This window comes from Ruegeria sp. B11 (assembly GCF_056539785.1).
This window is the reverse complement of the sequence record NZ_JBQFVO010000002.1, coordinates 749,794-762,637: the sequence shown is the minus strand read 5'-3', so window position 1 is coordinate 762,637 and position 12,844 is coordinate 749,794. Positions and strand designations below refer to the sequence as shown.

Genomic DNA, 12,844 nt, shown 5'->3' with positions numbered 1-12,844 from the left:
AAAGCCCCCGCCTTCTTCTAATGCGCAAACGCCGAGGTTGCGCCGCAAGGGGCAGATAGCTCCGGGCGCAGCATCTGCACTTCGTACGGTTTCAGAACCGGCAGCACCGTATCACCATAGCCGCCTGTATCGGAATGAAGCTCAGGGAACAGCTCGAATAGTTCCTCCTTCACTGCACTGCTCATCGCGTCCAGCGTATATCCGCCGGGATAAAACGATTCCGACCACAATCCTTCGACATTCACCAGCTCATGCTGGTCGAATAGAATGTGAATGTACTCGACGCCCCCGCTTGGCGGAACTTGCGTGATAGACTTGCCGTTGAGCAGAGACTTGGCCGTCGCCAACATCATCGGGTGACTATGATGCAATTCCAATGCAGGTGAGGACACGACAACCCGATGCTGAGGTGACAGCAGCAGATCTCGCGATGGTGTCTGCGGCCCAAGACTGCCCGCACTGATCCGGATCGGGCAATGCTTAGGGGTCTGTCTCAGATCCGCCTCACTCAGCCGTCGCCGACCCACCCAGCGCACGGCCCGACCGGTGCCATCTGCGGTGATCACATGATCGCCTGCTTTGACTTCTTCGATCAGACGCTGGCCCGATGGTGTCAGAATATGTGACCCCGAAGTAAAGCAGACAAAGCTGGGAAGGTTATCATATTCGACCGCAGGTGCAGTACTCTGGGCCAGTGAGTTGCCTGTCAGTACATCGTTAACAGCAACGTTTCCCGAGGTCACAACGATGTATTGCGTACCCGAGAATTGCAGCAGTGTGTAGGTGACCGGTGCACCTCCGACCGTCGCGCTGTAGCCTTCAAATATCTGAAAGCTGCCGGAGTTGTTCAGCCCGGGGATTGGGAGGGTATCGAACTGTTGGCTGCCGTTGTTGTCCGGATTTTCGAGAAAATTATCATCATCAGTAATGGTGACCTGAAACCCCTGGGTCACCGTCACACTGGGGTTGCCAAACGGATCTCCGTTGATCTCAAAGATGGTGATAGAGGCCAAAGCGCGGCGACGTCCCAGATGATTTGGATTTCCTTAACTTTGAGCTAACTCAACTTAGAAGTGTTAACATATCGTTTACCGTGACGCGCAGGGCTCGAAAGCGGCACTGATCGAAAAAGGCAGATTGGCTATGGTTGGATCGACTGTGGGCACGCCTGCCGAGGTGGTGGTTGGGATCGGATACGTCAGTTGAACGCGGTCTCGCTGCCAAAGGATTGTAGCTTCTGATGGAAACTGAAAGCCGCGCTGACTGCGTTGACCAGGCGAAACATTGCCATGATGTTCGATACCACAGAGGCTGCGTATCTCGAGGCGATTAACTGGGATCCGATTTTGGACGTCGAAAGGTTGCGTTGAAGGCAACCGTGACGCGGCTTTCTTTACTTTGGTTTGGGTGGACCCAATGAGTCAGATAGGATGGAAAAAGGATCATTTCGCCGGCTGCCGGGCGCAGCTTCTTTTTGTTCCGAAACGCACTCGCCTGAAGTATGCGCCAGTGAGGCAACTCGTTTCGGGGGTCGAGAAACTCAATCATTCCAGACGAACCTTCTTCGATCTCGGGTTGAGAAACATAGTACACTCCAGACCAATGCGCGCCGGGATGAGTATGCGGCGCATTGTACCCGCCGGAAGGATTGTCGTTTATCCACCCGAACAGTTTCAGGCGAAGTTTATCCAGTTCAACCTTGTCGGAGACCTTTCGCGTTATTTGAAACACCGCATCTTCGGCTGCGTCTCGCAAATTCTGAATAGCGGGCGTATCGCGATCAAAGAGGTTTCCGTTTGAGTGCCATCCGCCGCGATTGGATTTTGAGGCACCCTCGTCTTCCTCACGCATCTTTTCGGCCTCAAACAGAATCGCCGCATTAAGCGCTGCACTGTTAGGCACCACAAATCGCATCATTGGAGTAGAGAAGAGCTTTTCGAATTTCTTGGCTTCGGGCATATCCTCGGTGTCACCTTCAAAAACTACATGGCTGTAAATTCAGATCGGTCCGAGATCAAATTCAGGAATTTGCTCCTGAAAAATTTTTCGGCGCTCTCCAAATCCACGTTCCCGCACATTGCGCGCATTACCCAGTACCGTTGAGGATATAGTTCTTTGGTTCAAGTCTGGCCTAACCAACCTAAGTTATATTCCCATCGCAAAGCGCCGATGTTTTAGTTCAATTGGCAATTCCTTTGAGGATGGGAACATGAACAAGAAAACTATCGGTCTGACATCAACTTTCGTTCTGATGGCCACCACGGCGCTTTCGCAAACCACCAAGCAAGACATCATCGACGAACTCACAGAACAAGGTTTCCAACGAATCGAAATAACCAACACGCTGTTTGGGAATCTTCGCTTTGAAGCGACTGGACCTGGAATCGAGAGAGAAGTGGTGCTGGGGAAAGACGGAACCATCGTTCGGGATCGTTCAGAGCGAGACGATGAGTTCGACGATGAGGAAGATGACGACGAAGATTTTGATGACGAAGATGACGACGAAGATGACGACGAAGGATTTGATGACGAAGGTGACGATTACGAAGGCGATGGTGAACGCGACAGCGAAGGCGACGATGGTGAACGCGACAGCGAAGGCGACGATGGTGAGCGCGACAGCGAAGGTGACGATGGCGAGCGCGATAGCGAAGGCGACGATGGCGAACGCGATAGCGAAGGCGATGACGGCGAACGCGATAGCGAAGGCGACGATGGCGAGCGCGACGGTGAAGGTGACGATGGCGAAGGGGATGACGAAGGCGACGATGATTAATTCAGCTTCCAACTTGAGCCCAAGCGAGATTGGGGTTTGAACAAATGGTTTAAAAAAGAAGCCATGTTCAAAGCGGGGATCGCTGTATATGCGATCTCTGCTTTGACGTTTGTGATCGAATTGATTGGCGAAATAACAGGGTACTACATTTTTTCCGCGAGTTGGGTGGTCCATGAAATCACGGCTCTCATCACCCTATTTGGGTTTATTCTTGGGGGGCTTTTGATTTGGCAAAGCCACAGGCTGTTTTTGCGACGTCACCAAGAAGTCAAACAGAACCTGCGGAAGGCTCAAGGCGAGTTTTTTCGAATGCTGGAACTACAGTTCGACCGTTGGGGCCTTAGTGCTGCGGAACGAGATGTTGCACTTCTCACCGTAAAGGGCCTGTCCCTCGCAGAAATAGCTAAACTGCGCGAGACCAGCGAGGGAACAATCAAGTCCCAGAACAATTCAATCTACAAAAAAGCCATGGTCAAATCGAGGACGCAACTGTTAGGCGCGCTCATAGAAGAGCTTTTGATCGAAGAAAAGAAATAAACCAAGAAACGATCGGATATCGTCGTAAATTCATTCATTTATCGGCAATGAGTAGAAAAGAATGCCCAAGTAGATGCCCCGGGCCTGTAAAGCCAACGTTATAAGTGGTTGCGAGGCTCTGTTTCAGGGCAATGCACTCAACAATCAGAATTGTAGCCTCATCAAAATTGAAGCCTACCCCAGCAAGCAGATGGTCGGCACATTCCACAGCATCGCTACGGCACTCGTCATTCGCCCAAAGAAAAAGGCCCCGGCGGATTACCGGGGCCTTCGTTCTTGCAAAAGAGGCAGATTACTCTGCGCTTTCCTCTTTCTTTTCTTTCTTCTCGGGAACGATCTCTTCGCCGGTTTCCTGATCGACAACTTTCATCGACAGGCGCACCTTGCCGCGATCGTCAAAGCCCAGCAGCTTGACCTTTACTTCCTGACCTTCTTTCAGAACATCCGACGGATGGTTCAGGCGTCGGTTTTCGATCTGGGACACGTGCACCAGACCGTCGCGCTTGCCAAAGAAGTTCACGAAGGCACCGAAGTCGACGATCTTGACCACTTTACCGGTGTAGATCTGGCCTTCTTCCGGCTCAGCAACGATCGAGTGGATCATCTCATAGGCCTTCTTGATCGATTCACCGTCGGGCGACGCGATCTTGATGACGCCGTCGTCATTGATGTCAACCTTGGCGCCCGAAACCTCGACGATCTCGCGGATGACCTTACCGCCCGAGCCGATCACTTCGCGGATCTTGTCGGTGGGGATGTTCATGGTCTCGATGCGCGGCGCGTGGACCGAGAATTCGTTGGTTTCGGACAGGGCTTTGCCCATCTCACCCAGAATGTGCATCCGGCCGTCCTTGGCTTGCGCCAGGGCTTTCTCCATGATCTCAGGCGTGATGCCCGCAACCTTGATGTCCATCTGCAGCGAGGTGATGCCGTTTTCGGTACCCGCAACCTTGAAGTCCATGTCGCCCAGGTGATCTTCGTCACCCAGAATGTCCGACAGGATGGCGTATTCGCCGTCATCTTCCAGGATCAGACCCATGGCCACACCGGCAACCGGTGCTTTGAGCGGAACGCCCGCATCCATCATCGACAGCGAACCGCCGCAGACCGACGCCATTGAGCTGGAGCCGTTGGATTCCGTGATCTCCGACACGATGCGGATCGTGTAGGGGAAGTCGGTCGCCGCAGGCAGAACCGCCTGCAGGGCACGCCATGCCAGCTTGCCGTGGCCGATCTCACGACGGCCCGGACCACCCACGCGGCCAACTTCGCCAACCGAGTAGGGAGGGAAGTTGTAGTGCAGCAGGAAGTTCGATTTGAAGTTGCCGTGTAGCGCGTCGATGAACTGTTCGTCGTCACCGGTGCCCAGCGTGGTCACGGCCAATGCCTGAGTCTCACCACGGGTGAACAGGGCAGAACCGTGGGTCCGCGGCAGCATCGAGGTTTCTGCGACGATCGAACGGATATCGGTGGTCGAACGACCGTCGATACGCTTGCCGCCTTTGACGACGTCACCGCGCAGAATGCCAGCTTCCAGCTTCTTCATAGCGGAACCGAGGTTGCCGTCTTCTAGTTGCTCTTCGGTCAGCGCTTCCTTGATCGCTTCACGGGCCGCGGCAACAGCGGCGGTGCGCTCTTGCTTGTCGGTGATCGCGAACGCGGCGCGCATCTTCTCTTCACCGGCAGCCGAAACAGCGGCGGACAGCTCCGAGTAATCGGGGGCGACAAATTCGAACGGCTCTTTCGCGGCTTCTTCGGCCAGCGAGATGATCAGGTCGATCACGGGCTGAATTTGCTCATGCGCGAAGTTTACCGCGCCCAGCATTTCCGCCTCGGACAGTTCGTACGCTTCCGATTCCACCATCATCACGGCGTCTTTGGTACCGGCGACAACCAGGTCCAGACGCTGTTCAGGGTTCAGGCGCAGGTCCTGCATGTCGTCGACGGTCGGGTTCAGAACGTATTCGCCATCCTCGAAACCAACGCGGGCACCGGCGATCGGACCCATGAACGGCGCGCCGGAAATGGTCAGTGCGGCAGAGGCTGCGATCATCGCAACGATGTCGGGGTCGTTGACCAGATCGTGGGACAGCACGGTGCACATCACCAGAACTTCGTTTTTAAAGCCGTCAACAAACAGCGGGCGGATCGGACGGTCAATCAGACGCGCGGTCAGCGTCTCTTTCTCGGTCGGGCGCGCTTCGCGCTTGAAGAAGCCACCCGGAACCTTACCGGCGGCATAGTATTTTTCTTGATAGTGCACGGTCAGCGGAAAAAAATCCTGACCGGGCTTTTGAGCACGGGCAAAGGTCACGTTTGCCATGACGCTGGTTTCGCCCAGCGTGGCAATCACGCTGCCGTCGGCCTGACGGGCAACCTTGCCGGTTTCCAGTGTCAGCGTCTCTTCGCCCCACTGAATCGATTTCTTTGTTACATCAAACATATGCGTATCCTAGAACGGAGCACTCCCGCCCCTGCGGGTCTCCGGTTTGCATGGCGGCCCCATTGCCGCCGACCCCACTTTATCTTCCATTCGAGTGCCGGGGTCAGGGCACAACGTCTCAGATGACAGGCCCATACATCAGTTTGCAAGCTTTGGAAAGTCGGGAGTTTTTGGGGGGCAGGGGATTGCCTAACCCCCGCCCAAGCTGGGCAGGGGCCGATGTATCAAAGGATAGCGTGCGCCATTATCATCACCACGCCGCAGCCCAGCGCATATCCGGTGTCGACTGCGATGGCGAAGCCGCTTTTCTGTGCCCATGCCCCGACCGATGCGGCCTGAGCAGCCACTGCGAGGATCGCCAGCACCGCAACGCCAAGGCTGTTGTTGGTCTCGGTCACCGCGATCACAGCGGCTAGCAGGATCAGGAAAACGATCTGGGCCGCCATCTGCGGCAGGGGTGGAGATTCGGGCGGGGTGGGGTCGATCCGTGTTCCCTCGGCCCAGCGTTTCTGAAAGCCGACGGGTCCGTAGACCAGCCAGCCCAGCAGAAAGGCCGCGATCACACCCACGCCAAGGGCGAGCCAGTTGATCACAGCGCACCCTCCAGCGTCTCAAGGATTCGGGTCCAGCCACCTTCGTGATTGTTGCGGCTTTCTTCCGAAGGGAAGCGGATGTGGTGCAGGCGCAATTCCGTACCCTTGTCGGTGGGCGTGAAATCTAGCGTCACGGTGGAATCGTCCTGACTGTAAGGCGAGTTCCAAGTGAATTGCAGCCGATTGGGCCGGTCGATCACCTTGTATTCGCCCTCATGCGGAAGGTCCCCGGCCTCGGGCGCGCGCATGATGATCTTGAACCGGCCCCCTACCTTGGCGTCAGAATAAGCTTCGGGCACTGACATGTTGGGACCGGGCAGCATGAACTTGGCCAACATTTCCGGGTCTAGCCAAGCATCAAAAACCTTTTCCGGCGGGTGCGGAATGGCGCGGGTTATTTCAAGGGACAGTTCCGTCATCTTCTGGGTCCTCCAAAGCAGTTTCCAAGGCGTCCAGCCGAAGCGCCCAGATCGAACGCAGCCCGGCGAACCAGTCATCCACGGCTGACAAGGGGGCCATCTGCACCTCGATCAGATGCTCGCGCCATTCCGTCCGACGCCGCACCAGCCCGGCATTCTCGAGCACCTTGATGTGCTTGGACACCGAGTTGAGGCTCATATCGAATTGCTGCGCAATATCCGTCACCCGCAAGGGGCCCTGCTGCGCGAGCATCGTTAGGATCACGCGGCGGGTTGGGTCGGACGCGGCCTTCAATATAGCGCTTAGGTCATAGCGATTCTCTCGTTCAACCATTTGGATGAATTACATGCCTTTTCTGCTTCAGTCAACCATTTGGTTGAATAACAGGATATTTGCAGCTCTGAAAGCTAATTCGGTCGCTCCCACCGCCTAACTATTCGCGAAATCGAATATATTTGGTGAAAATTTAGTATCCGTATAGGCTGAAACCACCATACCTGCGGTCGAAACGACGGAAACGCGCCAAGGTAATACGAATATCACCTCCGTCCGCCGGTCGAATACCTTGGCGTTTGCAAGTAGCGAACAGAAGGGCAGACGCATGGCACAAACCAAGAAAATGCTGGATCCGGATCCCCGGATTTATGACTTTGAGACCGAATATGAGCTTGGACAGGACAATGTCCGGCCTTTCGGTCTGGATATCCATAACCCGGTCTTTTTGATCTCAAGCATCCTGATCTTCGCGTTCGTCCTGATCGCGCTGGCAAATCAGGAATCCGCAGCCACGTTCTTTGGCTGGCTCCGGCCATGGCTGACCAGCACGTTTGACTGGTTTCTGGTGCTGTCGGTTGACGCAATCACCCTGTTCTGTCTGGTGCTGATCATCTTGCCTGTGGGCAAGGTGCGGATCGGCGGCAAGGACGCCAAACCCGACTATTCCTACGCCGGATGGATCGCGATGATGTTCGCGGCCGGGATCGGCATCGGGCTGTTGTTCTTCGGCGTGATGGAGCCGGTCTATTACAACTTTGCAGAAGACGGCAACGCCCGCCCGCTGGGCATCGATATCGCTGTGCCGGGTAACGAATATATCGGCATTGTCGGCACGATCCATCATTGGGGTCTCGAAGGCTGGGCGGTATATGCGGCCGTTGGTCTGGCGCTTGCAATCTTCAGCTATAATCTCGGGCTACCATTGACCCTGCGTTCGGCTTTTTATCCGATCCTGGGCGAGCGCGTCTGGGGCTGGTGGGGCCACATCATCGATACTCTGGCAGTATTCGCGACCCTCTTCGGCCTGACCACATCATTGGGTTTGGGCGCACAACAGGTGGCCGCCGGGCTGTATGAGGTCTTTGGCATCGAACCCAGCCCCACCGTCACCGTCCTGCTGATCATAGGCATTACGATGATCGCACTGGGCTCGGTCCTGATGGGCATGGATGCAGGAGTCAAACGGTTGAGTGAGATCAACATGATCATGGCCGTAGGACTGTTCATCTTCGTCATTGTAGTTACCGGTGTCGGCACCGCCATTGCACGGTACTTCAACGTGATGGTGGATTACGTGACGCACCTGCCTGCTCTGTCCAATCCGTTCGGTCGGGAAGACACCAGCTACTTCCACGGCTGGACAACCTTCTACTGGGCCTGGTGGATTGCGTGGTCACCTTTCGTGGGCATGTTCATCGCCCGCATTTCCAAAGGTCGTACGGTGCGTGAGTTCGTGATCTGCGCCTTGTTGGCACCCACTGCGGTTTGCGCCCTGTGGATGTCGACCTTTGGTGGCGCCGCAATTGACATGCTGAACGCAGGCGGAGCAGAGGGCGTCCGCGCCACAGTGATCGAAAGCTATGCCCCCGAGGGCGCGCTGTTCGGCTTCCTGAAAGAGCTGCCGCTTTACGGCATCATAGCCCCGATCGCTCTGATCCTGATCGTTGTGTTCTTTGTCACATCGTCGGACTCAGGCTCGCTGGTGATCGACACGATCACGGCAGGCGGAAAGATGGACGCACCGGTTGTGCAACGCGTGTTCTGGTGCACGCTTGAAGGCCTCGTCGCAATCGCACTGCTGCTGGGCGGAGGTCTCTCTGCCTTGCAGGGGGCAGCGGTGTCGACTGGAATTCCGTTTACCTTGGTGGTTCTGATCATGTGCTACTGCCTGTGGCTGGCGCTTAAATCAGAAAAGGCCAAGATGTAACTGGGATTATCCTGAGAAAGCCGAAACGCCCGCCAATTCGGCGGGCGTTTTTGGTCCGGAGCGGCCCCTGTAGTGCGTACCCATGCAGAAGTCGTCAGGAGCGTACCAAACGGCGGTCAGTGCAGCGAATCCTTGCGTTTGCCTTGGGTTGGATATTCCATCTTTTCATCTTCTAGGATCCCGCGAAGAACCGCCGCTGTCTCAACCTTCGAAATTGCCTTCTTATGGTCGTAGGGATTATTCAAAATCGACCGCGCATTTGTGGCGTTGGACGTCTCGGACATCTTGGTTGCAAACACCCGGCTCAGAATTGTCTTCAATGGCATCATTCAACTCCCGCAACATATGGTCATCAAATCCTTGCCGCTGCGGGTCAGGTCCAAGCCACTTGAGGGAAGGGCTCAAAGACCAACTTCCGTGAGTGTGAACCCGCAGCGACACCGTCCATGTAAGAAAAATGGGGTGCCGAGAAAGGGGGAAGAAATCTGCTGTTTGCATCATTTTTTTGACCGCTTGGAAAAAAAATCACGGCACTGCTTACGCTTACGTCAACCTTCTAACCTAGGGCCCGGCTTTCGCGACGCGGCGTCACAATTCGAAATCCAAGGTCAGCCCCCCGGATACCGCTCGTCGCCGCGCCAAATTGGACAGAAAACAAAAGAGCCCATACCCTGACTCCGGGCAACTCTTGGCGCAGCGCGTGTTTCTTGTGATGTGGCCGGCCCCCTCGACGTTTTGAAATTGGATTATTCCGGGACCGTAATGGGGAAGCTGTTATGAACCTTTCACGATTGTCTCTGTTGCTGGTCGTATTCATTGACGTGATGGGTTTTGGATTGATCGTGCCGATTTTCAACACGATCCTGCTGGATCCACACCAGGCTTTCCTCGCACATGGAACAGCGACGAATATCCGCCAGCTCGACTATACGATTCTGATTGTCGTCTTCTTTCTGTTCTACTTTTTCGGGGCGGCCTTTATCGCCAAGTTGTCGGACTATATCGGGCGTAAAACAGGCATCATGATCTGCCTTACCGGTGCCCTGATCGGCTATGTTCTGACTGTGGCCGCGATCATGACGTCCAGCTATTGGCTGTTACTTTTGGGGCGCGCCATTTCCGGGTTTACGACGGCCAACCAACCCATTGCGCAGGCCGCATTGATCGACATCAGCCATGACGATCAGGAGAAATCAAAAAACCTCGGGATGATTGTTGCGGCATCCGCGCTGGGCCTGCTCGGGGGGCCACTGATTTCAGGATTGCTCAGCGACCAAAACCTGATGGGGTCATTTGCGTCACTGGAACTGCCTTTCTACGTCGCCATTGCCCTGATCCTGATCAACATGGCACTGATTCTGTTCTTCTTCTCCGAACCCGGTTTCAAAAGACAAAAAATTGACTTCGGGCTTTTAGATGTTGTTTTGAACCTGTGGAAAGTCTTCTCGCACCCGGTCGTTTTGCGGCTTTCGGTCGTCATGTTGTTCTCGCTGATGTGCCTGAATGCGTTTTTCTTCTTCATCGACACGTATCTGCTGACCCGGTTCAAGTTCAGTACGCTTCAAAACAGCATGGCCCTCGCCGTGTTCGGAGGCTCCATGGCCTTTGGCAGTGCCTACCTCACCGCGCCGCTGCACGAGCGCTATAAAAAGTTTCCGATTCTGTATGTCTCCATTGCAGCGATGGCACTTGGGATATTGGCCTTCATGCTGAACCCCATGGCCGATCTGACCTATGTCCTGATTGTTCCGATAACCATCGCGTTCGCGATCATGTACCCGACCATGCTTTCGTTGTTTTCCGCGAGCGTCGGCCCAACCGAGCAAGGTTGGGTCATGGGTGTGACAGTCGCCATCTACGCGTTGGGCTCCGGGACCATTACGGCCCTCAGCGGGTCCCTCATGGCTATCAATTTGCGGATGCCTTTCGTGCTCGCGGTCATCTGCGGTGTACTGGCATTGATTGCGATGGCGAAACTGTTTCGCCATCCCGGCGTTCAGGCGCTTGATACCAAAGGCAAGTAGGTTTCATCAGTGTGTCCCGAACGAAAATGGGCGCGCCCGCTACAGGCACGCCCAGTAAAAAAGGGAGGACTATGAAAAACCTGACGCTCGAAACAAAAGAAGCGCCTACTCACTAACATCCTCAGAATGGCGCAATCTTTGACCGCGTTCAGTGAAGTGGTTCACAGGAAGTTAAAAAAAAAGTTTGCGCTTCTTTGCGTAGCGGTAAGGTTTGGGCCGCAGGTATGTGTGTGCCGTCTCTCATGAACATGGCGGGAAATTCGCGCGCCGCACAGTTCACTAGATTAGACAGTGACCAAAACAAATACGCCCACCAAATGGCGGGCGTACAAGATGTACTATTTGTACGAACAGGGCCTCAGCGCCTGTACAACATGAACAAAACGCGTTTAGCGGCGGATGCCCAGCTTTTTGATCAGGTCCTGATAGCGTGCTTCTTCTTTGCCCTTCAGATAGTCCAGCAGCTTACGGCGCTGAGCAACCATCTTCAGCAGACCACGACGACCGTGGTTGTCTTTCTTGTGGGTTTTGAAGTGCTCGGTCAGGGTGTTGATGCGCGAGGTCAGGATAGCAACCTGGACTTCGGGCGAACCAGTGTCGCCGTCCTTGGTTGCGAATTCTTTCATGACGCGTGCTTTATCAGCGGCAGTAATCGACATCGGGGTCTCCTTTAAAGGTTAGAGTTGATGGCGCAGGCCGGGATGTCGTCCAGCACAGGCCCATGGAGAAAACCGCACCGATTCCGATGCGGATGGGCGCGTATAGGCGCATTCACCGCAAATGGCAAAGGGATTCTGCAGGCTCAACTGGTGAAGGCGTACTGCTCCAACTGGGCTTCGGTCACAAACTGAATATCTTCAACAGTCAGTCCCTCTGCGCCAAAAAGCTGAGCGACGTCTTCGCCATTGACCCGAACATGGGTCAAGCTGTTGTTTTCACTGTCCTGTTCGATCGTTAATTCCGGTTCTTCCGGGTTGTCCCAGGTGATCAGAAGCTTGTCGTGACCGATCTGGAAATCCATGATTGTCGTGGCTTCCTGCTCGGGGTCGGACTGCACAACGATCTCGTCCTCACCCTCTCCACCTGTGACCACATCGCCGTCTTCGGCAAGAATGACGTCGTCCCCAGAGCCCCCGTTTAGGAAGTCGCGCGCAGGCTCGTCCGGGCCGTCTTCTCCGGACAAGATGTCATCACCATCTCCGCCAAACAGGGCGTCTTCACCGGCACCCCCAACAAGGTAGTCGTCGCCATCTCCGCCTTGTAGCGCGTCGTCGCCGTTATCGCCGCTTAACGTGTCATCGCCCTGACCACCAAAAAGCCGGTCATTCCCATCACCGCCGCTCAGATCATCTGTTCCGAAATGACCATACAGGTCGTCATTTCCTGACATTCCGTCCAGCGCGTCGTCACCATATTCACCATGGAGCACATCATTCCCGAGGTTGCCAAACAGGACGTCCCCGCCACCACCGCCATACAACACGTCGTTGCCGGCGCCGCCGTCGATCCAGTCGTCCCCGCCATATCCGTTGATCTGATCGTTGCCTTCCTGCCCGGTCACAACATCCGCATCCTCATCGCCCGCAATGACCAGATCGCCCTCATACTCAGACACAATCTCGCCAGTGTCAGAGTCGGTTTCCTCGGCAGAGCTGGGCTCGTCGACATTCTCGTCCGCGTCAAGCAAATTGCCTTCCGACAGGTCGTCGTCGGTCGTTTCCTCGATGCGATCGTCTTCCTCCTCGTCATCGCCTTTGTCTTCTGGCACAAGTACGTCGCTGATTGCGTAGGCCGCACCACCCATGGCGGCCATTCCGAATAATCCGATCAGAAACATATCTACCCTCC

The 12,844-nt window shown here is 55.2% G+C and carries 13 protein-coding genes; 4 read left to right on the top strand and 9 right to left on the bottom strand.

Annotation, left to right across the window (positions count from 1 at the left end; all coding sequences use genetic code 11):
* Positions 1 to 17 precede the first annotated feature (17 nt).
* Positions 18 to 1,013, bottom strand: a complete 996-nt coding sequence (locus tag ACR0I1_RS11160) for a Hint domain-containing protein (RefSeq protein WP_170566942.1) — start codon at positions 1,011 to 1,013, stop codon at positions 18 to 20.
* Positions 1,014 to 1,329: 316 nt separating this feature from the next.
* On the bottom strand, positions 1,330 to 1,959 hold the full coding sequence (locus ACR0I1_RS11155) for a TIGR02466 family protein (RefSeq protein ID WP_170426142.1): 630 nt from the start codon (positions 1,957 to 1,959) through the stop codon (positions 1,330 to 1,332).
* 250 nt (positions 1,960 to 2,209) lie between these two features.
* Between ACR0I1_RS11155 and ACR0I1_RS11150 the strand changes: the two genes are divergently transcribed.
* Entirely contained in the window at positions 2,210 to 2,776 is a 567-nt protein-coding gene (locus ACR0I1_RS11150; RefSeq protein ID WP_480706473.1) for a hypothetical protein, read from the top strand.
* A 36-nt stretch (positions 2,777 to 2,812) separates the two neighbouring features.
* Positions 2,813 to 3,313: a helix-turn-helix transcriptional regulator gene (locus ACR0I1_RS11145; RefSeq protein ID WP_480706471.1), complete on the top strand. Its 501-nt coding sequence runs from the start codon at positions 2,813 to 2,815 to the stop codon at positions 3,311 to 3,313.
* A 292-nt stretch (positions 3,314 to 3,605) separates the two neighbouring features.
* On the opposite strand, the gene pnp is transcribed toward ACR0I1_RS11145, so the two are convergent.
* The 4 genes from pnp to ACR0I1_RS11125 form a co-directional block, all read right to left on the bottom strand.
* Positions 3,606 to 5,756 (bottom strand): polyribonucleotide nucleotidyltransferase, encoded by a 2,151-nt coding sequence (gene pnp, locus ACR0I1_RS11140; RefSeq protein ID WP_170394709.1) that lies wholly within the window; start codon positions 5,754 to 5,756, stop codon positions 3,606 to 3,608.
* Positions 5,757 to 5,980: 224 nt separating this feature from the next.
* The gene (locus tag ACR0I1_RS11135) at positions 5,981 to 6,349 is read right to left on the bottom strand and encodes a DUF1761 family protein (protein WP_480706469.1); all 369 of its coding nucleotides are present in this window, start codon (positions 6,347 to 6,349) and stop codon (positions 5,981 to 5,983) included.
* Entirely contained in the window at positions 6,346 to 6,768 is a 423-nt protein-coding gene (locus ACR0I1_RS11130; RefSeq protein ID WP_170394703.1) for an SRPBCC family protein, read from the bottom strand. The genes ACR0I1_RS11135 and ACR0I1_RS11130 overlap by 4 nt, the downstream gene beginning before the upstream one ends.
* Positions 6,749 to 7,102 (bottom strand): metalloregulator ArsR/SmtB family transcription factor, encoded by a 354-nt coding sequence (locus ACR0I1_RS11125; protein ID WP_170408502.1) that lies wholly within the window; start codon positions 7,100 to 7,102, stop codon positions 6,749 to 6,751. The genes ACR0I1_RS11130 and ACR0I1_RS11125 overlap by 20 nt, the downstream gene beginning before the upstream one ends.
* A gap of 268 nt (positions 7,103 to 7,370) precedes the next feature.
* Here ACR0I1_RS11125 and ACR0I1_RS11120 point away from each other — a divergent pair, with 268 nt between their 5' ends.
* Positions 7,371 to 8,972, top strand: coding sequence for a BCCT family transporter (locus ACR0I1_RS11120; protein ID WP_170394697.1), 1,602 nt, complete (start codon positions 7,371 to 7,373; stop codon positions 8,970 to 8,972).
* A 116-nt stretch (positions 8,973 to 9,088) separates the two neighbouring features.
* On the opposite strand, the gene ACR0I1_RS11115 is transcribed toward ACR0I1_RS11120, so the two are convergent.
* Positions 9,089 to 9,298 (bottom strand): hypothetical protein, encoded by a 210-nt coding sequence (locus ACR0I1_RS11115; protein ID WP_170566948.1) that lies wholly within the window; start codon positions 9,296 to 9,298, stop codon positions 9,089 to 9,091.
* A gap of 450 nt (positions 9,299 to 9,748) precedes the next feature.
* Here ACR0I1_RS11115 and ACR0I1_RS11110 point away from each other — a divergent pair, with 450 nt between their 5' ends.
* On the top strand, positions 9,749 to 10,996 hold the full coding sequence (locus ACR0I1_RS11110) for an MFS transporter (RefSeq protein ID WP_170408500.1): 1,248 nt from the start codon (positions 9,749 to 9,751) through the stop codon (positions 10,994 to 10,996).
* A 389-nt stretch (positions 10,997 to 11,385) separates the two neighbouring features.
* On the opposite strand, the gene rpsO is transcribed toward ACR0I1_RS11110, so the two are convergent.
* The gene (gene rpsO / locus ACR0I1_RS11105) at positions 11,386 to 11,655 is read right to left on the bottom strand and encodes a 30S ribosomal protein S15 (RefSeq protein WP_050605082.1); all 270 of its coding nucleotides are present in this window, start codon (positions 11,653 to 11,655) and stop codon (positions 11,386 to 11,388) included.
* A 143-nt stretch (positions 11,656 to 11,798) separates the two neighbouring features.
* Entirely contained in the window at positions 11,799 to 12,833 is a 1,035-nt protein-coding gene (locus ACR0I1_RS11100) for a calcium-binding protein (RefSeq protein WP_480706466.1), read from the bottom strand.
* Positions 12,834 to 12,844 lie beyond the last annotated feature (11 nt).